Raw genomic sequence first — 21275 nt, forward strand, 5'->3', positions numbered from 1 at the left:
ATCTCCTTCAGCACTTATCTCGCATTGCCCTTATTCCACGATAGCCTTTATTACTTTGATTGCTTCATCAATATTGGAGGTTCTAGGCGGAACCGTCACGAACAAATTAGGAGAAGTATACTTTAATTCCTGAAATAACGCCGTCTCTGCTGCCGGAATTCCATACAGATGTGTCTCCTGCACGATATCCTCCACTTCCTTGCCATCCCGGTTCACTGGCTTGAAGACACCGCCTTCAAAAACACCGTTCTTGTACGTATCTGCATCAAAATATTCATCAAGAGGCAGGTTACCACCTTGATTTCCATTTATCTTCATATCCTCTTCCGGTAGAATGAACAGGTCATGCTCACCCGCAACATATTCAATTAACAGCTTTTGCCTGTCATAAATTGGACTCGCAGCAACCTCGATCTTGGTCCCCTCTTCCCCCAGCTTCTCCTGTAGCAACTGCTGCATCTGATCCTGGATCTGGCCAGGGTCTCCTTGATTATCAATAATAAATATGGAGAATGTATCCTCCTTCGCTCCACAGCCTGCCAGCAAAATAATAGCAAATACTCCAAGCACCAACCGCATCATTTTCATCTACTTCCAGCCCTCCCATTCATTCTTTCAATATAGCACAAGTGAAGGGTACAACAAAAGAAGACCCCGAAGGGTCCCCCAATTCAAGCTTAAATCACCCAGAGTGCAATGACTTAAAGCTCTTCTTCACATAATATGATTTCATATATTCATTGATCTTCAGATCCAGCTGACAACTGATCTCGACTACCAAATCAGAAGTAAGTGACTCCTCCTGTTGGAACATCCTCACCATTTCATCGCGCAGGTACAGTATTTCGTCTTCCAGAGAAATGCTGCTTGCGACTGACTTAGGCTGTTGTTGTTCGACGCAAATCAAAAACATTCCTCCTTGAAATGATCTTCCCTTAACGATTACAAATTATAACACATATTCCAAAAATGAAAAGCATATTTTGTAAATTTTTCAAACTTCTTATCCTTCTTTTTTAACTTTATACACAAATTGTCCGATTCGATCGAGTGCCTCGGTCAATTGTGCTACTGAAGTCGCATAGGAGCAGCGAAGGTAGCCTTCTCCACCCAATCCAAATACATTCCCTGGCACGGCAGCCACATTGCCTTCTGCGAGAAGTCTCTGGGCGAATTCATCGGAGCTCAAGCCGGTAGACTGAATACTCGGAAAGACATAGAATGCTCCCTGTGGTTCATGGCAATCCAGACCGATATCCTTTAGCCCTTGCACCATTAATCGACGGCGCTGATTATAGGAATCGACCATGCGCTCCTTCTCCTCTTTACCGTTGCGCAATGCTTCAAGGGCGGCTACCTGTCCCATGGACGAAGCACACATGACGGTATACTGGTGAATTTTCAGCATCGCCGAAATCAGCTCCGGATGTCCGCAGGTGTAGCCCACTCTCCAGCCCGTCATAGCGAAGGCTTTGGAGAAGCCACTCACCAGAATGGTACGATCCTTCATGCCAGGAACAGAGGCAAAGCTCGAATGATTCTGACCATAGGTAAGCTCGGCATAGATTTCATCCGAGATCACAATCAGATCATGCTTCTTCACAACCTCGGCGATCGGCAGCCAATCCTCATAGGTCATCGTTCCTCCAGTCGGATTGCTCGGATAGCACAGAATGAGCACCTTCGAGCGAGGTGTAATCTTGGCCTCCAGCGCTTCAGCCGTCAGCTTGAAGTTATTATCAGCGAACATCTCGATGCCGACTGGCACGCCTCCGCCAATATAAGCAATAGGAGAATAGGAAATATAGCTAGGCTCCGGAATGAGAATCTCATCTCCTGGGGTAATAAGGGCACGAAGAGCCAGATCAATGGCTTCGCTTCCCCCAACCGTCACTATTATCTCATCCTTCGCATCATAGCGTACAGAAAACCGCTCATCCAGATAATCGCTGATCGCCTCGCGCAGCTCTGGTGTCCCCGCATTGGAGGTGTAGCTCGTGAAGCCCCGCTCCAGTGAATATACACACGCTTCCCTTACATGCCATGGCGTAACGAAATCCGGCTCACCGACACCCAGTGTGATAATATTTTTGTTGGTGCCTACGAGATCAAAAAATTTGCGGATGCCTGAAGGCGGGATATCACGGACCTGTGGCGCCAGATAAGAGCTCATTGGTTTGCTATGTGTGACAGATTCCTGCTGCTGTTTGAGAGTCATAAGATATCCTTCTTTCTTATGGTGAAATCTTCAGGCGCTTATCTTCTTCCTTGTCTTCGAAGATAATGCCGTCCTGCTTGTATTTTTTCAATGTGAAATTCGTCTTGGTAGATAGTACTGAATCAATTGGGGAGAGCTTCTCGGACACAAAATTCGCAACCTCACGCAAATTGCGACCCTCAACCTCCACAAGCAGATCATAGGCTCCTGACATTAGATAGACAGATTTCACCTGTGGATACAAATAGATTCGCTCGGCAATTCCTTCGAACCCTCTGCCACGCTCTGGTGTAATTTGAACCTCGATCAAGGCAGTTACCTTCTCGTCATCCACCTTGTCCCAGTTGACTACTGCCGCGTATTTAACAATGACATGCTCATCTTCAAGCTCTTGAATGGCGGATTTGACCTCCTCCTCAGTTGCACCCAGCATGGTTGCAAGCAGTGAAGGGGTCCTTCTCGCATCTTCCTTCAAGAGATCCATAATTCTCAGCTTTAATTCATTCACCTGTGTCATGTATAAGCCTCCACGAAAAGAGATTAATATTCATATTACAATAATTCATTAGCTATGCAAAGCAAGCATTTTCAGAAATCGTATAGAGCAATCACCCGACAACAATAATTAGTAATCATAGATAACAATAATTACAAAGTAAAAAAACCGCCTGCTCCATAAAAAGGATACAGGCGGTCTCAAGTATCACTGCTTCAAAGGCACTACACTCGTTTACATATAATAAGAATTGCTTGTATGGCCGTAGTGCCCCTGTTGCTGAGCTTGACCGTACATGCCACTAGTGGAAGCCTGCTTTTGTTGCATGAATTGCTGGCATTTTTGCTGAGTCTTGTGCGCCTCCTGGATCTGCTTGTCCATCTCCTGACGAAGAGCTTTTCCCCCCAATGTATACATCTGATTTTGCTGCATAAGACGGAAGAGATCTCCTTGTTGACGAAGCGTGGCACCAGTCAGGTCGTTGAATAGCTGACGAACGGTAGGACATGCAGATTCTGTCGTGGCCGTCGTATACTCTCGGGATGTGCGCTTCAGATCGGCCAGAATGGTATACAGCAAATCCTCTTCGGGCATAAATGAATTAGTGTTTTGATTGGAATACATGAACGTGTTCCCTCCTTGATCAATTGTTCGAGCTTAGGGACGAATGACCCTGGGCTGCATGCTGAGTGGATGTCATAAAGCCTAATGAGCCAGGCTGCTGACAGATAGACTCTCGAATCGTTATTGGGGCTGGGTAGGAGCCAGCTGCTGATGCTGATGCAGAGCCTGGATCAGCATGTTCAGGTGCTGCTCATGAGTTCGTGCGAACTGCATGCAGGCTTGCTGAATAGCTGGCTGCTGGCTGGAGGCCGCGGTAGCTGTGCACTGCTTCAACAATAGCTCCTCATTGGAAATGGAATCCATAATGTACTCCAGTTCTTTCGTGGTTAAAGGCTGCATTTGCATGGATTGCATGGTATGTCCTCCTTCATCATGTAGATGCTTGCTGGACCAAGCCGCCTGTATAGCTATACGACAAGTGCCCACCGCACAATCGCTCGGGCAGGCCCAAATCTGATATGTAGTCAGGCAGATCAGTCCAGTAACTTCATCGCTAGTTAGATTGTCCTATACTGCGAATTTTATGACACAACAGAAATAATGACCTTTTTTTGAAAAATACAAAAATGCCAGTATCAGTTCTTGCATCTGTTCTTACGACTTTTTAGAAGGGATGATCGAGATGATCTTAACGAATGGACGTTTATATTGGCCAACAACTGTAGGTAACACCTCGCAGCATTCTCCGTTAACCGAAGATATTAGCTGTGATGTATTAATCATAGGTGGCGGTATGGGCGGCTCGTTGATCTCCCGACTGCTGACAGATCGGCAAGTGGACACCGTGCTGATCGACAAGAGAAAGGTTGCTCACGGGAGCTCCTCTGCTAACACAGGGCTATTACAATACAGCAATGACAAGTCGTTGACTTCATTCATGAACACTTTCGGAGAAGAGAACGGGGTATTATTCTATAAATTGTGCCAGCAGTCGCTGGAGCAGCTGGAGATGCTAAGCCAAAATATCCCGACAGACCCGAAGTTCATTCGACGCAGCAGCTTATATTACGCCAGTACGCCGGAGGATGTGTCCAAGCTGCAGACGGAATATGAGCATCTCAGAGCACATGATTTCCCTGTAGACTACTGGAGTGAGCAAGATATAAGCCAGCGTCTACCCTTCACGAAGCCTGCAGCCTTGTACACGAGCGGGGATGCAGAGGTGAACCCGTTCCGCTTCGCGCTGGGTTTACTTCAATCGGCTGTAGAGAAAGGTCTACGTATATATGAGCATACCGAGGCCAAGCGTTTGGAATTTCTGGAGGATGGTGTTCTCTGTCATACTCCAGACGGACGAATCCGTGCACAGCGGGTTGTCTTCTCTACAGGGTATGAGACACAAGAAATCAAACGGGATGCAGGGGCAGTGCTAGAGAGCTCTTATGCCATTGTTACGAAGCCTGTTGACAATCTGGATGACTGGTATGAACGCTGCCTGATCTGGGAGACGGCCAGGCCCTATTTGTACATGCGTACCACGGTAGACAATCGAATCATTTGCGGAGGCTTGGATGAAGAGGTGCTCATACCTGAGGAACGCGAACGGCGTATCGTTCACCAGCAGCAGGTCTTGCTGGAGCGTCTGCAGGAGCATTTTCCGAGGCTGGAGCTACAGATTGATTACGCATGGGGAGCAGTCTTTGGCACTACACATGATGGCTTGCCTTATATAGGGAGTCATCCTCGTTTTTCTCACTGCTATTTTCTGGAGGGATACGGAGGGAATGGTGCCGTGACAAGTATGATGGCTGCACAGCTGCTTACCGATGAGATCACCGGGACATCACGTCCTGAACTGGATCTCTTCTCGCTGACCCGTACAACCAAGCCATCACCGTACCATAGCGCCCCCATGAGATCTACATAGGGGAATGTGTAACGAGCCTGATGCATTCAAGCATCAGGCTTCGACTGCCAGCCTGCAGACTGCAGCACCGGACGTATGCACAGCCACCCAAAGACTGGAGCTGTTCCAAGGCCAATGAGCAGCCAGATGATCACCTGTGGAGCTTGACTGAGTGACAACACACCGATAAATATCAGTGTACCGACCAAGCGCCCCGTCATCAGGCTCAGCTCACGCAGGACGACCAATTCTACCCGCAGCTTGACATCCTCCCCCGATGCCGCCATGAGATCAAAGCCTAAGGAGATCATGGGGATGATATACAGCGGAATGAACAATGCCGTTCCAGCTCCGGCGAGCAGCAGTATCGTGTAGTTCATTTTCCACAGTAATGGGCACATGACAGCCACCAGCAATACAGCGCCGAGCAGCATTCCCGACGTTCGAAATCGCGGCTTTAGCCATTTGCCGACTGCCCAGAAGCTGAACAGGGATACCGCCGAGGTAATTAACGAGAATTGCCCCAGCTTCCATTCCTGATTCGTGACGACATAGACCATCAGGATGAACAAAAACGAATATACACCTTCACGCACACCCTGTGCGATGAGCCCCAAGGAAAGCCATCTCCAGCTCTTCTCTCCCCGCAAGCGATGAACGGGCTCGAGCCAATGATACGTCCCTTCGACTTTGCGTTTTTTCAAGAAAAAGCTCAGCACGACACCACCTACATAGATACCCAGGGAGATTGTGAAAATCACCCGGTAACCAGCATCATCCGACATTTTGGCTATAATCCATGCTGACAGTAGAGGACCGACAATTCCAGCAAAGGAACCAAGTAGCCCTACCCATCCATTGAATTTATCACGACTATCGCGATCCGTTACCTCGAAATACACCACGTTGAATGCCAGCCAGAACAGCCCGAGTGCAGCACCAAGAACTATCCCCAAAGGCCAGATATAATCGATGGACTTGGGCCCTAGCCACAGGATCACCAGATAGAACAATCCTGACAGCGCCGTACCTAGTCGCAAGGCGTTCATCTTGTTGTGCTCCTTGACCCATTTTCCTGCCAGCCAAAAGGTTAATCCAAGGGCCAGCTGCTGACTGACGGTGAACCAGCCAATCATGATATAATCCTGCTTCGCCTTCCATAGGTACACATTCAAAAAAGTACCAGATAAAGCTCCGGCAAATACAAACAGCCCATTCATGCCAAGCAGCAGAATAGACTGTAAGTTGAGGTTAGTCCTCATATGGTTCCCCCTATCCAATAGCTGCCGCCGTTAGATGCCGCTCCACTTTAAGATACCCCTAATTCAGCAAAACATGTCCTTTCATATCATCAGATTTTTTTTGAAAAATAGCAAAAAACGACAGCTCTCATCATTTTCTGATCGAGCTGCCGCTACATGCTTTAGTGCTTGCAATTGAAGTATTCTTAACCAATCATAGTCCTGTGTCCATCCAATATTACCGGTTGTCTCCTGCCGCAAGATGTTTAATCATGCGTACACGATCATTCTCTGCCAAAGCGTGTTGAATGTGGAAGCAGCTAGTGCACACATAGACATTCATGTGAAAAGGAGGCTGCATAACAGGCTTTCCAAGGGAAGCTGGTATTGCAGGCTTGAAGGTATCCGCAGTTACCTCCTGTGTGCCTGTAAGCAGCATATACTCTCTGCATTGTGGACATTCTGGTACTTCCTCCTGTCCATCCAATGCCTGCTGTACACGATCCTGATAAGCTCCAAGGTCTGTCCCCTCTTCCTGCAGTCTCTGCAGGGTATGTGGAACAGGAACGTTGTACATCCCTTCCTCATCCCAGCCCAGATCGTCATCAGCCGCTTCTGTAACGGCTGCCTGCTCTTCCTCGCCCTCATCTTCATCCAAATGCACACTAATGGTGCGATAACCATCCAATTCATTGTGGCAGTAAGGACATTCCTTCTCTGGCCCAATCTCCTCATCCCATACGATCTCAGTATGGCACCACGGGCATACAGTTGCTTCCATCTTATTGCTCCTCCGTTCTTACGTTCAGCTCAAAGTCATTATCATTTACTCGTGAATCCATTTCACATCTCAAGGGCGATTATACAATGCTGGCACCAATAACGAAGGATAGAGATACCGAAATGAGCATAGCGAATAATCCTACAGCCCGATTATCTTCCTTAATCTCCTTGTCGATCGAGAATACAGGGGTCAGAAATTCAAAAAGGAAGTAGGCAGCCAGCAACAGAAAGAAACCAACCGTTGACCAGATCATGGCATCGTAGACACTTGCTTTGGCAAGGATACTGAATCTGAGTACATTGCATATGCCGAATATTTTCCCTCCAGTCGCCATAGCGACCGCTACATTCCCTTTTCGAATCTCGTCCCAGCATTTATACCGCGTCACCAATTCAAAACAATACAAAAACACAATCAGCTGCAATACCGCTACTGAAAAGTAGCCCAGCATCATCCCCAGCGGGTAAGATAACAATTGATCTATCATCAAATATCGTCGCCCCCGTTCAGCCCAGACTATTTGAGCTCAGCTACGGTAACTCCTGTACCGCCTTCGCCATAATTTCCGATACGGAAAGACTTCACATGCTTATGTCTGCGCAAATAATCCTGAATGCCCGTTCGCAGCACGCCCGTCCCTTTCCCGTGAATAATAAAGACCATTCCGAGGTTCGCCAAAAATGCCTCGTCTATGAAGCGATCAACCTCAATCAAGGCTTCCTCTACGTTTGAACCACGCAGATCCAGCTCACTGCGAACATTCTCATCCCGGGTACGCTTCACACCAGCCGAAGCCCGCTGTGTCTTCTGAGGCTGTTTAGGTGTGTCCAGCAGTTCCAGATCATCCAGGCTAACCTTCATTTTCATGATGCCCAGTTGAACGATGGCTTCCTTCGTACCAGACAGCTCTACAACATGACCTTTCTGGTTAAGGCTATGCACTGCAACCTCATCCCCAGGCTGGATACTTCTGCGGCCTCCACCCTGGCGAACAGCAGATTTCTTCTGGCGTTGCTTGGGAGCTGCCTCCTCAAGCTGCTTGCGGGCCGCGATCAATCGGTGCTCCTTCACTGAAGCCCCTTCCTCTTGAGCCATTCTGCGCAGGTCGCCAATGATCTGCTCCGCTTCCTTCCGCGCCTTCTCAATGACATCTCTGGCTTCGCTCTCGGCTTTGTCCAGCATGCGATCACGCTGTCCCTCAAGCTTCTCCATCTCCTGTTGATAACGGGCCTTGAGCTCTTCATGCTCCTGACGCAAGCGTCTCGCTTCCTCGCGCTCCTGCTCTGCACCAAGGCGATTTTCCTCCAAGGAAGCAATCATATGCTCTACGCGCTGATCCTCTTCTGTCACCTCACCACGAGCATAATCCAGGATACGGGAAGGAAGTCCCAGACGCTCAGCAATGGCAAAGGCGTTGCTTCGACCAGGTACACCTACTAACAAACGATATGTCGGACTCAAGGTAGCAACATCGAACTCCATGCTTGCATTAATTACACCTTCACGATCATAGGCGTAAGCCTTAAGTTCACTGTAGTGCGTGGTCGCGACCATACGGCAGCCTGTTGCATGGATATGCTCCAGAATAGCTACCGCAAGCGCAGAGCCTTCTGCCGGATCGGTTCCAGCACCAACCTCATCAAGCAGCACCAGGCTGCGAGAAGTCATTTGCTTAAGAATACTAATGATATTCGTCATATGACTGGAGAAGGTACTCAGATTCTGTTCAATGCTCTGCTCATCCCCAATGTCCGCATAGATCGCATCGAAGACAGACAGCTGGCTCTCATCCTCTGCCGGGACAAATAGTCCAGACATGGCCATAAGGCTCAGCAGACCAATTGTCTTCAAAGTAACCGTCTTACCACCGGTATTCGGACCAGTCACAATAATTGAAGTAAAGGTATCCCCAAGCTCCACATCGATCGGTACAACCTTCTCGAGCGGAATCAACGGGTGACGTCCTCTGCGAATACGCATACGCCCCTGGTCATTCATGAACGGCAGTGTGGCCTTCATATGACGAGCAAGACGGGCCTTCGCGAACATAAAATCAAGACTTGCCAGCATATCCGCATCATACAACAGCAAATCAGCCTGTTCTCCTACAAGAGCAGTTAGCTTCTGGAGAATGATCTCAATCTCCCGCTCCTCCTGCAGTCGCGTCTCACGAAGCTTGTTATTCATCGCTACAATAGACTCAGGCTCAATGAACAGGGTCGCCCCAGAGCCTGATTGGTCGTGAACGATCCCGCCGAAGTAACCTCGATGCTCGGCTTTGACTGGGATGACAAAACGATCACCACGGATCGTAATAAGCTGATCCTGCAGCATCTTGGACACCGTGGAGGAACGAATCATCGCATCCAGCTTCTCCCTAATCCGGACTTCACCGGATCGAAGCTCACGACGGATTTGTCCCAAGGCGGGGCTTGCTGTATCTAATACATCTGCATGCTCATCAATGCAATTCTTGATGGCATTTTCCAGCGCCTTCTGGTCGGAGAGCTGTTCGCTCACTGCCAGCAATGCGCTAATCGGATGCTCTTCATGAATTGCACTGATATACGAACTGATTCTGCGGCCTGCCTGGACCGTTGTACGAATCCCCAAGAGTTCATGAGGGTTCAAGGTGCCCCCGATCCGTGCTCTCTTAATGGCTGGTGACATGTCCACTACCCCGGTAAATGAAGGGGTTCCCTTCAGACGGTCCACCGCAAAGGCTTCATCCGTCTCCCTTAATAGTGCTTCTATATATTGAACATCTGTAAATGGGCGAAGCTCCTCAGCACGCTGCCTTCCCATCGGTGTCTGTGTGTAGCCCGCGAGTGCGGATAGAATTTTACTGTATTCCATTGTCTGCAATATTTTCGGATTCACATTCATACTCCTTCAACGTTATATCCATATTATAACGAAACCAGCTCTCTTTCGCTATTTGTGTTACTGGACACATAAGATTCGAACATGTGAAACACACTAGATGCTGTATCACAAGAAGACCATAGGAGGTTACACATGAGAATTCTGGGACATATCGTTCGATTTATTGTCGCCGCTCTGGTGCTGATGGTCGTGGGCTGGATCGTACCAGGCTTTAGCGTAGGCGGATTCATGAGCGCTCTAATCCTCGCGATCGTCATAGCGCTTATTGGCTGGATCGTCGAGGCCATGTTCGGCAGACGAGTTAATCCATTCGGTAGAGGCATCGTTGGATTCATCGTCAGCGCTCTAGTGATCTATGTTGCGCAGTTTATCGTCGGAGGCGTGGAAGTCTCCATATTGGGAGCCATTCTTGCTGCCTTGGTCATTGGGATTATCGATCTGTTCATTCCTGTTGCGACTCCCTTTGACGCAGGACGAACCGGTAAGAGCTAGTTCCGGAACATAGCAAGAATAGGATAAAACGACTAGAACATCAAGATCATCAAAATCATCAAGAGAACGACAAGAAAAGCTGCCGACCAAGCATGAAGCTTGACGGCAGCCTTTTTGCTATGCTCTAGCTTGAAGCACTTAAGGAACATACTGCACAGAGAATAATGCAGCCTTCCTTTGCAATCCTGATGGCCTTACCTATGGATATGTAGCTTCATACCCGACAATAGTACCTCTGCAAATGGATTCGTACCTAGGAGCTACTGGTCCTGTTCAATAAGTTCAATCCATTCGTTGTACTCCATTTGGAGCTTGGCATACTCTTCCCGAAGCTGGCGATGCTCCTCTGCAAGCTTCTCGTTCTGCTCCTGCTCCAGCTCCCGCTGCACCTGAAGTAATCTCAACTGGTGGGCTGTAAGCTCATAGCGATCGCCTAGCTCCGACAACTGTAGCTGCAGGGCATCTCTGGAATGGATAGCTTCTTCACGTGTGTTGATCAATTCCATGCGAGCTTTTTCTGCCTTCTCAGCCTCATGCTCCAGTTGCCTCTTATCCTCAGATACCGCAGCTACCTCATGCTGCCAAGCGCTAATCTCCTGCTCCCGCAGCTCCTGTTCCGCCTTCAAGTCATGGATCGTGGACAAATGCTCCTCGCATTTCACCTGCCATTCAATGGCCTCTTCCTCCAGTTGCCCCACTTGTACCTGGTACACGCTGAGTTGCTCTTCCAACTGGGCCATCTGTGTATGCAGTTCGTCCATTTCCCGCTGCTGCACAGTGATGGCTGTCTGAAGCTCATCTTGTGAACGCTGCGAGTCCTCCAGCAGACTAGCCGATCGTTCCATCGCAGAGCGTGCCTTGTCCAGTTCGGCTGCACGTACATCCAGCTCTGCCACTAGCTGCTCATAGCGCTCCTGCTCTTCTTCAAGAAGCTGCTCGCCGGTCTTCAGCTCTTCATTCAGTTGAGCGATTGTCTGTTCAAGCAGTTGCTGTCGTTCTTGCTCCCTCTGGAGCTTCTGTTGCTGGCTCTGCAGCTGCTCCTCTCGCTTCGACACTTCCTCCTGAAGGGCTGTCACCTGCGCTCCGTGCTTCTCAGCCAGCTCCTCTGCAGCTCTCAGCTGCTGCAACAGATCCTGCTGGTCTTGCAGCTGCTCTTCTCGCTTCGACACTTCCCCCTGAAGGGCTGCCACCCGCGCTCCGTGCCGCTCAGCCAGCTCCTCTGCGGCTCTCAGCTGCTGCAACAGATCCTGCTGATCCTGCAGCTGCTCTTCTCGCTTCGACACTTCCCCCTGAAGGGCTGCCACCCGCGCTCCGTGCCGCTCAGCCAGCTCCTCTGCGGCTCTCAGCTGCTGCAACAGATCCTGCTGATCCTGCAGTTGCCCTTCTCGCTCAGACAGCTCTTCCTGAAGAGCTGCAATCTCTGTCTGATACTGCTCGACCTGTTCCTCAGCCAATTTCTTATGCTGCAGCAGCTCTGCCAGCTCGCTTTGCAGCTTGCGGGTGGAGGCATGAGCCTGCTCCAGAAGCTTTTGGATTCGTCGCTGCTCCTCCTCCATCTTCTCCCGTTGCTGATGCAACCCTGCCAGCTCCTGCTCCAGACTGCTGTAGCGTACTTGAAGCTCTTCTCGCTCCTGTACGGATTGTTGCTCTCTTGCCTGTACTTCCTTCAGACTCGACACAAGCTGACTACGCGTCTGCTCGGCTTCTTTAAGCTTCTCCAGAACTCCCTTAAGCTCTTTGGAAAGCTGCTCCTTGTCCCCTTTGACATCCAGTAGCTGATCTCGCAGGTCTTGAAGCTGAGCCTCATAATCACGCGACATCTCCTCCTGAAATGCCTCAGACTCTTCCAAGCGCGCCTGCTCCTGCAGAAGCTGGGCCTGAGCCTGCCTGCTGTCATCCTCCAGCTGCTTGGTCAGCTCCGCGAACTTGGCCTCCCAATCCGCTTGTTGCTGAGCATGCTTGGCTTCGAGCTCGGTACGCAACTGTTCCTTCTCCTTCTGAAGCTGCTTGGCATAGGCCTGCTCTGCCTCATTCAGGCGAGATTTCGTCACTTGCTCTGTCTCTGAACGAATCTTATCAGCTCTGCTCTCCGCATTCGCGACGGCTTTGGTCAGCTCTGCTGTCCGCTGCTCCTGCTGCTTCAAGAGACGCTGTAGCTCCTGCAGTTCCTTGGCAGAACGCTGCTGGGCGTCAGCAAGCTCCTTCTGAAGCTTTTGCTTCTCCTCATTCGTCTGATTGTAGCTACCTTGTAGCGAAGTATTCTTTTCCTGCTGCTCTCCAAGCTGTGTCTGCAGCTGAGCAAGCTCATTTCTTAACTCTGTCCGCTCTTGAGATACACGGTTCAGGTTTTTTTGCACATCATTCAATTGAATAGCCTCTTCGGCCATATGGACAGCAGCCAGTACAGCCAGTCGAGGCGTATCGAGATGTGAATGGGCCTGGGCAACAGTGTGCATGCGATCATTGACATAGCTCGCTACTTGCTTCATATATTCGGTGCTGCTACCGACAAGCTTGTAGGAATTACCATATATTTCAACAGCGACGCGTACGCGCTCCGGTGTATTCACAATAACGCCCTCCTCTGATCTGAATGTAGATTCTATGTTGTATGGTGGTAGTCTATTTAGTAGTTTTTCATAGTGTCTTCTGTGGAAGCACAGTGATGACGTTTTTCTAATTGTACTCGTATCACTACAGGATGCAAATCTCGGTTCGGTTGTACAAAAACACGATTCAAGACTACTTGTAGATGCCAAAAAAGCCACATCGAACCTATGCTTCCTTAAGATTCGATGTGGCCTGGCTTATTTCCTGCTATTTTCTTAACTCTGCTCCAAAACTTTGCTCCAATGCTTCTACGACACGGGCATGGGCTACAGAGATCTCCTCATCGGTCAACGTCCGCTCTTGATGGCGATAACGCAGAGCGATGGCTACGCTCTTCTTATGCTCACCGAGCTTGCTGCCCGTGAAGATATCGAACACTTCCGCATGCTGCAGCAGCTCGCCGCCAGATTCCCGGATCGTCTTCAGCAGATCGCCTGATTCTACAGCTTCATCTATAACAACGGCAACATCTCGTTCAACGGATGGATAACGCGGCAGCTCGTGATAACGAATATTGCGATTCATATGTCTTACGATGGCATCAAGTGCGATCTCGGCCACATAGGTATCTTGAAGATCATGCTTGTGCTGAATCTCCGGATGAAGCTGTCCAAGTGTGCCAATCCATACCTGCTGTCCATCCAGCTCAAGGTATACCGACGCTGCACGTCCCGGGTGATAGCCTTGCGGCTGGTTAGCCACATAACGTGCCTGCTCAGCCAGACCTGCATAGGAGAGGACAGCTTCAAGCGCACCCTTGAGGTCGAAGAAATCAACCGGTTCAGCTGCTGCGTTCCATTGCTTCGTACGGCGACTGCCTGTCAGCAGCAAGCTAAGGACAGGAATTTCCTGAGGCTGCTTGGTCAAGGTCTCCTCACCGCTCAGGAAGACACTTCCGATCTCGAAGAAGGACAGATTCTCCTGCTTGCGGTTGCGGTTATAGACAGCTGCATCAATCATGTGCGGAAGCATGCTGGTACGCAGTACACTGCGCTCTTCGCTCATTGGCATCGCCAAGGCTACAGGGCGAGCACCCTCCAGCCAGGAAGGAAATTGTCCGTTCTGTCCTGGATGGGTAAAGGAATAACTGATCATCTCCTGCCATCCACTGTGCACGAGCAGTTGACGAAGCGCTCTCCGCAGCGACTGGGCTGGTGTCAAGGTGCCTTGTGTTGTAGGTCCTTCGATGGATGTCGTTGGGATATTATCATATCCGTACAAGCGAGCAACCTCTTCAATCAGATCAACATCCAGTGTAATATCACCGCGTCTCGTTGGCACTGCAACCTCCAGCACACCGTGCTCAGCATCACCGCAATCAAAATGCAGGCGCCCAAAGATTGTCTTGACCTCCAGCAGTGACAGCTCCGTACCGAGATAACGATTCAGCTTATCCAGGCTCAGGCAGACAATTCGATTCGCAGTCTGAGCTTCTCCCGCTTCGACAATACCTTGCAGCACAGACCCTTGGGCGTGTCGCTCAATCAAGGCTGCTGCCCGGTTCAGCGCAGGAATGACTGCTCCTGGGTCTACCTCTTTCTCGAACCGCAGGCTTGCTTCTGAACGCAGGCCCAATTGTCGAGAAGTCTTACGAACACTACTGCCACTGAATCTTGCAGATTCCAGCACAATGCTCACTGTAGCCTCGCTGACCTCGGAATTGGCGCCGCCCATCACACCAGCAATTGCAATTGGCTTCGCACCATCAGTTACGAGCAGCATATGTGGCTCAAGCTTGCGCTCTTGATCGTCCAGGGTCACCATGGTCTCGCCAGCATTGGCCAGACGTACCGATATCTCCTTCCCTTCCAGCTTATCTGCATCAAATGCATGCAATGGCTGTCCATACTCCAGCATGACATAGTTGGTAATATCGACAATGTTGTTAATTGGACGAATACCAGCAGCCATCAGGCGATTGCGTAACCACAGCGGAGATGGTCCGATCTTCACTCCCTTGATGACACGAGCTGCATAGTGGGAGCATTGCTCGGATGCCGCGATCGACACCTTCAGCTCCTCGGCAGCAGCTTCAGCTACCTCGGCAAGATCGGCTTGTGGGTTAGGCAAAGTAACATCTCGGCCAAAAATGGCACTGACCTCATAGGCTGCCCCAAGCATGCTCAAGCAATCCGAACGATTCGGTGTCAGATCGAATTCCAACACCTGATCCTCCAGACCGAGCAGCTTGGTGATTGGAGTCCCAATTTCCGTCTCCTCAGGCAAGACCAGAATGCCTTCCTGTTGGTCCTTCGGCAGCAATTTGTCGTTCAGACCCAGCTCCTTCGCTGAGCAGATCATACCTTGTGAAAGCACACCACGCAGCTTTGCTTTTTTGATGTCAAGTCCGCCAGGCAGCTTCGCGCCGACCAGAGCTACAGGAACCTTTTGTCCGGCATCTACATTTTTCGCCCCGCAGACGATCTGCAGCTCCTCCTCCAGTCCTGCATCCACAATACATACATTCAGCTTATCTGCATCCGGGTGCTTTTCCTTACTCTTCACATAGCCAACAACGACACCTGTTACGCCCTTATTACGATTCTCGATCTGGTCAATCTCGATGCCAGAGCGCGTAATACGCTCAGCCAGCTCCTCAGCGGACAGCTGATCGAGCGATATATAGTCAGACAACCATTCTGTTGATACTTTCATTTAGGTACACTTCCTTTTTTCCTGAATTCGAACGTATTGCACTCCGTGCAAGGTACTAGATTCGTGAGAACTGCTTGAGGAATGCCATATCGCTATTATAGAAATGACGGATGTCATCGACACCGTACTTCAGCATGGCAATTCGCTCTACGCCCATACCGAACGCAAATCCACTATATTTCTCTGGATCATAGCCGCCCATCTCCAGTACCTTCGGATGAACCATGCCGCAGCCCAGAATCTCCAGCCAGCCCGTCTGCTTGCAGATCCGACAGCCATTTCCGCCACATTTCACACAGGTCACATCTACCTCAGCACTTGGCTCCGTGAACGGGAAGAAGCTTGGACGCAGACGAATCTGGGTGTCAGCACCGAACATCTCTTGCACGAACTGCAGCAACGTCCCCTTCAGATCGCTCATACGAATATTCTCACCGACCACAATGCCTTCAATCTGGTGGAATTGGAAGGAGTGCGTCGCATCATCATCATCACGGCGATATACTTTACCTGGACAGATCACCTTAACAGGGACTTCTCCACGCATAGACTGCATCGTACGAACCTGCACTGGCGAGGTATGTGTGCGCATCAACAGATCCTCGGTAATATAGAAGGAATCCTGCATATCACGCGCAGGGTGATCCTTTGGCAAATTCAACGCCTCGAAGTTAAAGTAATCCATCTCAACCTCTGGACCTTCAGCAACCTGATAGCCCATACCGAGGAAAATATCTTCGATCTCCGTGATAACTTTGTTCAACGGATGTACCGCGCCTTGTGGCATAATACGACCCGGGAGCGTGACATCGACCTTCTCGGCTTGAAGGCGTTGTTCTGTCTCTGCACGCTGGAATGCCTCCTGCTTGGTATCGATGATACTCTCGATCGCAGCGCGCACATCATTGGCTACCTGACCGATGACTGGACGCTCCTCTGCGCTCAGCGAGCCCATCCCACGCAGGATTTCAGTGAGCGCGCCTTTTTTCCCAAGATACTTCACACGTAATTCATTCAGCACCTGTGGCTCACTAACTTGCTCTAGCTGGGCCAGTGCCTCCAATTTCAAAGCCTCGAGTTTTTCCTTCATTCTGGCTGATGCCTCCTTCTTGAATGCATCGGGCTGTCCCCGATATGCTGCACAATGCAAAAAAGGCCTTCTCTCCCATAAGGGACGAGAAGACCGTGGTACCACCCTTGTTAGATGTCTGAAACACTTGAACACTGCGAGTAGCCATACAGTAGGCTGCACTCCTGCCAAGTGAACTGTGAATCGTTCCATCTCACTTATACACGCGATAACGGGCGTGAAGCGATGTCCCCTAATGATCACTGCATGAGCAGACGATGTTCAAGGAATGGCTCAGGAGCGAATTCAGGCAGCTCTGAACTAAGCAAAGACGCTCTCAATCAATGGCGTCTCCTCCCTGTGCAGCAGAAGCGGCTTACTACTCTCCATCATGGCATGTAATATATTCATGAACCAGTGCCTTTATTATATGAGAACTTGCTTAGCTTGGCAAGCCAAGGGCTCTTCCTGCAGGTCAATAGTCCATCATTCCGGTTCAGCAATGCATGTTAACGCCCGCTGTTGCCCTCGGTGAATCGGATGCATACCTATGATATGCCCTCACTGGTAAATTCAGTTCCGTCGATACGTAGCAAGTTCAATTCCCCCTATATTTTCCTAATTTATATTTCGGTTATTCATTAGGTCATATTCAGGAGGGTTAATAATCTGCTACTCTTGTCTATGCAACTCATTCAAGCGAGCACGAATACGGCGAATCTCCTCCAGTAATTCCGTGCCTTGTGCATCCTCAGCTGATACAGGATCGCGTTGCATAAGCTCCGTCAGTCTCAATTCCAGGCGAAGCTGCTCCTCTTGCGCCTCTCTTCCCGCAGGCTGCCCCGCTCGCACCTGACGGGTCTGCTCCAGTTCATCCATGCCTCCGTCGAACCGCTCGTACTCCTCACCATGCCCCAGCAGGAGGAGACGGGTTGCTGTACGGCGTATCAGCTCGCGGTCATGCGAGACAACCACAAGAGCACCATCATAGCTGCTAAGTGCCTCCTCAATGACCTCACGAGTGTCAATATCAAAATAATTCGTAGGCTCATCCAGGACCAACAGATTGGCTCCGCTAAAATACAAGCGCAAGAAAGCCATACGGCATTTTTCCCCCATGCTCAGATTGCCGATCTGTTGATTCACCTTGTCTCTAGAGAACAAGAAGCATCCAAGAATCGTCCTAGCTTCTGTCACTGTCATGGAGGGTAGCCCCAGGAGACTGTCCAGCAAGGTCTGATCCTCGGGAAGATTCTCAAGCTCCTGTGAGAAGTAACCCATGCGAAGCTGAGGATTCCTACGAATACTCCCAGACTGTGGCTGCAGCTCACCTGTAATCAGTCGCAGCAGCGTCGTCTTGCCTGCCCCATTCGGCCCTAGGACAGCCATTCGATCCCCGCGTAACAGTTGCACGTTAAGCTCGTTGATCACCTGCTTGTCACCAAAGGAGAGACTAATCTGCTCCAAGCTAAGCATATGTTTGGCCTGATATTCGCTGGTCTGCAACTCCATGTTCAGGCGCATCTCTTGCCTCGGCTTCTCAACTCGATTCTCCTCCAGTCGCTCCAGCGCCTTCTGCTTCGCATGATAGCGAGAAATATGCTTGTTCGCCTTAGCCTTGTAGTAGCTACCCATAATCTTCACTTCCACCTGCTGATTCGCAGTTGCATGGGCCCGGTGGAACCATTCCCGATAGGTGCGGATGGATGCCTCTAGCGCAGCCTTGGCCTGCTCCTGCTTGCGATACTCCGTCTCCTGCTCTTTGCGCTCTCTTTCTTTGTGGCTACGGTATTCATCATATCCCCCGGTATATCGAACAACTCCGCTGGCGGACAGCTCGCAGATACCGGTAGCCACTCGATTCAAGAACGTTCTGTCATGTGATACAAACAGCAGCGTCCCCTGATAATCTCGCAGCCACTCCTCCAGCCAGATCAAACCCTCCTGATCCATATGATTCGTCGGCTCATCCAGCACCAACACACGCGGCTTGCGCAGCATCAATGCTGCCAGTCTTACCCGCGTCTTCTGTCCACCACTTAATCGGCCATATTCCCGCTGCCAGGTCTCATTCGGCATGCCAACCCGAGTCAGTAACAGCTCCGCCTGTGTCTCCCAGCTATAGCCCTGCAATTCCACATAGCGCTCCAGCCACTCGCTGTATTCAATGGCCGCTTGCTCAGCTTGTGCACCATCAGCAGTCTCAAGGAGCTGTTCCAACCGCTTCAACGCTGCTCTAGTCTGCCACAGCTCCGTACTCTCCAGCAGCATCCGCTCCAGGACTGTTAACCCCGCAGTAGCTGGTTCATCCTGCTGCTTCATCCAGCCCCATTCCTCCAGGGGCAAGACTCGCTCGACCTGTCCGAGAGTCGCTCCCTCCACGCCCATCAATATTCGCAGCAACGTAGTTTTTCCACAGCCATTGCGGCCGTGCAGCGCCACACGCTCACCTTCGTTAATCTCCATATTTACACTCTCGAATAGCCGTCTGCCATTCCAGTCCTTCGTCAGGCCCTTAACACGCAAGATTGTTGCCATACATGATCTTCCTCTCTGTGATCCTGTTCGACTTCATCCTCAGTATCTATCCACTTGGATGAGACAAACACACGGTAATCTGTACAAAAAAACCGCAGACGGTCTGCGGCTTCAGCAAGAATACAGGTATGGAGCATGAGATACGGAAAAAAAGACGACAAACGGCTATAACAAAAAAAGCCGAACTCCGAAAGCTCGAACCCAGACGACCACTAGCAAGGCTTATAAATAGCCTACTATCCTAGTCATATGAGCTCAAGTTGAAGTAGATCTGCGTCCAATACCGATGTCATGTAGACACACCTGTTCCCTGCAGCTTCACAGCCGCCTGCCTTCATGTGCAGTTGACGGGATACAGATGTAATTACTTCATCGGACGCAGGTACCTACCTTTCTACAGAGTTCAAGCTTTATTTATTGCGCTTGTTAAAGCGGGTGATGGGAATCGAACCCACGCTATTAGCTTGGAAGGCTAAAGTTCTACCATTGAACTACACCCGCATATACGAACTACGTATTGATCATTATAACGCAAATACCATATAAATGCAATTCTGGTCCAAGCCCAAACATCTACACAATCAAATTACGAGCTTACACCCGATTTCTGGCGATGCGAATGACCACCTTTGGCTCATCCCATGCTCGCTCTAAAAGAACAATCCCCTTCGAAACAGACACAAGCCATCACTTAGATGAACATCGCATCCATTCCAAAGGGGTGTAACATATTCGCTTTATTTGTGTTGCCACTATATTTGTGTGCTACTGTACTTGGCTAACGGATCATCAGCCTAATTATGACTTATTATCAGGATTTATCAAAAGATACTTCCGGCGTAGTCAGCGTGTCATAGAAATCGACAGCCTTATCCTTGTCCTTGGATGCACGCAGAGCCATTGCCGAACGCGGATGCTCGTCCAACGTACCTGTAATCATGTAAGGGATAATGTACCCCCACTCTTCCTTTTCGCGCAGCGGGATCATCAGGTTCTCGATGACATCCAGTACTGGACGCAGCTTGTAGTTGGTATGCTTCAGATGGGTCACCAGCAGCTCTGTCGGGCAGTTCCCGGCTGCACGGCCCATGCCGTACACCGAAGCATCCAGCAGCTCCACGCCATTCTCGGCAGCAATCAACGTGTTGGAGAACGCCAATTGAAGGTTGTTATGAGCATGAATTCCTAGACGCTTGTTCGGAAGGTGCTTCTTGAATTTCTCGGTCAGATATACGATGTCCTTATGATCCAGGCTGCCGTAGGAATCTACAATGTACACGACATCAACGACACTATCCTTAATCAGCTCGAATGCTTCGATCAGTTCGTTCTCCATGACATTGGAGAGAGCCATAATGTTAATTGTAGTCTCGTAGCCTCTGGCGTGGAAAATGTTGATCAGATCGATGGCCTTGTCCACATCCTTGATGTAGCAGGCTACGCGAATCAGATCCAGCATGCTTTCGCTGCGCGGCAGGATATCATTCTCATCCACACGTCCGATATCTACCAGTGCGGAGAGCTTGGTGTTCCCCTTCTCTGGCAGAACCTTGCGTAGGAACTCATCGTCGAGGAATCTCCACGGGCCCGCTTTATCTGCACCCTTCAGTAGCTTAGGCGAATTTTTGTAGCCAATTTCCATATAGTCAACACCGGCTTCATTAAGTCCGGCATACAACGCTTGAACGAATTCAACGCTGAAATCCCAGTTGTTGACCAGACCTCCGTCGCGGATCGTACAGTCAACAATTTTGGTATGGTTCGTTTTCATCTGTAAATTATCCCTCCAGGCTAACTATTTCTCCTCATCATACTT

Annotated in this window: 17 protein-coding genes and 1 tRNA gene; 2 read left to right on the forward strand and 16 right to left on the reverse strand. The window is 50.0% G+C overall.

All coding sequences use genetic code 11. The features are described 5' to 3' along the window. Positions 1 to 30: 30 nt before the first annotated feature. From K331_RS0105440 to K331_RS0105465, 6 genes are all read right to left on the reverse strand, one after another. Positions 31 to 588, reverse strand: a complete 558-nt coding sequence (locus K331_RS0105440) for a hypothetical protein (protein ID WP_028589495.1) — start codon at positions 586 to 588, stop codon at positions 31 to 33. A 94-nt stretch (positions 589 to 682) separates the two neighbouring features. After that, positions 683 to 907: an aspartyl-phosphate phosphatase Spo0E family protein gene (locus K331_RS0105445; protein WP_018887824.1), complete on the reverse strand. Its 225-nt coding sequence runs from the start codon at positions 905 to 907 to the stop codon at positions 683 to 685. A 96-nt stretch (positions 908 to 1003) separates the two neighbouring features. Next, positions 1004 to 2218 (reverse strand): aminotransferase class I/II-fold pyridoxal phosphate-dependent enzyme, encoded by a 1215-nt coding sequence (locus tag K331_RS0105450; RefSeq protein WP_028589496.1) that lies wholly within the window; start codon positions 2216 to 2218, stop codon positions 1004 to 1006. 16 nt (positions 2219 to 2234) lie between these two features. Further along, positions 2235 to 2735 carry an Lrp/AsnC family transcriptional regulator gene (locus K331_RS0105455; protein ID WP_018887822.1) on the reverse strand — a complete coding sequence of 167 codons (501 nt, stop codon included), beginning with the start codon at positions 2733 to 2735 and terminating at the stop codon, positions 2235 to 2237. A gap of 213 nt (positions 2736 to 2948) precedes the next feature. Continuing rightward, a complete protein-coding gene (locus K331_RS0105460; RefSeq protein ID WP_025680891.1) occupies positions 2949 to 3338 on the reverse strand; it encodes a spore coat protein in 390 nt (129 codons plus the stop codon). A gap of 120 nt (positions 3339 to 3458) precedes the next feature. After that, positions 3459 to 3692: a hypothetical protein gene (locus K331_RS0105465; protein ID WP_018887820.1), complete on the reverse strand. Its 234-nt coding sequence runs from the start codon at positions 3690 to 3692 to the stop codon at positions 3459 to 3461. Positions 3693 to 3960: 268 nt separating this feature from the next. Between K331_RS0105465 and K331_RS0105470 the strand changes: the two genes are divergently transcribed. After that, positions 3961 to 5205, forward strand: a complete 1245-nt coding sequence (locus tag K331_RS0105470) for an NAD(P)/FAD-dependent oxidoreductase (protein WP_028589497.1) — start codon at positions 3961 to 3963, stop codon at positions 5203 to 5205. 26 nt (positions 5206 to 5231) lie between these two features. On the opposite strand, the gene K331_RS0105475 is transcribed toward K331_RS0105470, so the two are convergent. From K331_RS0105475 to K331_RS0105490, 4 genes are all read right to left on the reverse strand, one after another. Then, entirely contained in the window at positions 5232 to 6446 is a 1215-nt protein-coding gene (locus tag K331_RS0105475) for an MFS transporter (RefSeq protein WP_028589498.1), read from the reverse strand. A 217-nt stretch (positions 6447 to 6663) separates the two neighbouring features. Continuing rightward, entirely contained in the window at positions 6664 to 7206 is a 543-nt protein-coding gene (locus K331_RS0105480; RefSeq protein ID WP_028589499.1) for a hypothetical protein, read from the reverse strand. 79 nt (positions 7207 to 7285) lie between these two features. Continuing rightward, positions 7286 to 7699 carry a DUF350 domain-containing protein gene (locus K331_RS0105485; RefSeq protein WP_025680887.1) on the reverse strand — a complete coding sequence of 138 codons (414 nt, stop codon included), beginning with the start codon at positions 7697 to 7699 and terminating at the stop codon, positions 7286 to 7288. 26 nt (positions 7700 to 7725) lie between these two features. After that, the gene (locus K331_RS0105490) at positions 7726 to 10089 is read right to left on the reverse strand and encodes an endonuclease MutS2 (protein WP_028589500.1); all 2364 of its coding nucleotides are present in this window, start codon (positions 10087 to 10089) and stop codon (positions 7726 to 7728) included. Positions 10090 to 10227: 138 nt separating this feature from the next. Between K331_RS0105490 and K331_RS0105495 the strand changes: the two genes are divergently transcribed. Further along, complete coding sequence (locus K331_RS0105495) at positions 10228 to 10587, forward strand: phage holin family protein (RefSeq protein ID WP_018887814.1); 360 nt, start codon at positions 10228 to 10230, stop codon at positions 10585 to 10587. 260 nt (positions 10588 to 10847) lie between these two features. Here the strand turns inward: K331_RS0105495 and zapA are convergent, their stop codons facing one another. From zapA to K331_RS0105540, 6 genes are all read right to left on the reverse strand, one after another. Beyond that, on the reverse strand, positions 10848 to 13157 hold the full coding sequence (gene zapA / locus K331_RS28990; protein WP_036634225.1) for a cell division protein ZapA: 2310 nt from the start codon (positions 13155 to 13157) through the stop codon (positions 10848 to 10850). 247 nt (positions 13158 to 13404) lie between these two features. Beyond that, positions 13405 to 15852: a phenylalanine--tRNA ligase subunit beta gene (gene pheT, locus K331_RS0105515; RefSeq protein ID WP_028589501.1), complete on the reverse strand. Its 2448-nt coding sequence runs from the start codon at positions 15850 to 15852 to the stop codon at positions 13405 to 13407. Positions 15853 to 15907: 55 nt separating this feature from the next. Further along, entirely contained in the window at positions 15908 to 16942 is a 1035-nt protein-coding gene (pheS, locus tag K331_RS0105520) for a phenylalanine--tRNA ligase subunit alpha (RefSeq protein ID WP_028589502.1), read from the reverse strand. Positions 16943 to 17593: 651 nt separating this feature from the next. Beyond that, the gene (gene abc-f / locus K331_RS0105530) at positions 17594 to 19459 is read right to left on the reverse strand and encodes a ribosomal protection-like ABC-F family protein (protein WP_028589503.1); all 1866 of its coding nucleotides are present in this window, start codon (positions 19457 to 19459) and stop codon (positions 17594 to 17596) included. 430 nt (positions 19460 to 19889) lie between these two features. After that, positions 19890 to 19960, reverse strand: a tRNA-Gly gene (locus K331_RS0105535). A 310-nt stretch (positions 19961 to 20270) separates the two neighbouring features. Continuing rightward, complete coding sequence (locus K331_RS0105540; RefSeq protein WP_025680883.1) at positions 20271 to 21230, reverse strand: aldolase catalytic domain-containing protein; 960 nt, start codon at positions 21228 to 21230, stop codon at positions 20271 to 20273. Positions 21231 to 21275 lie beyond the last annotated feature (45 nt).

This window comes from Paenibacillus massiliensis subsp. panacisoli DSM 21345, assembly GCF_000426545.1.
In the GTDB taxonomy this organism is placed as follows: Bacteria; Bacillota; Bacilli; order Paenibacillales; family Paenibacillaceae; genus Paenibacillus; species Paenibacillus panacisoli.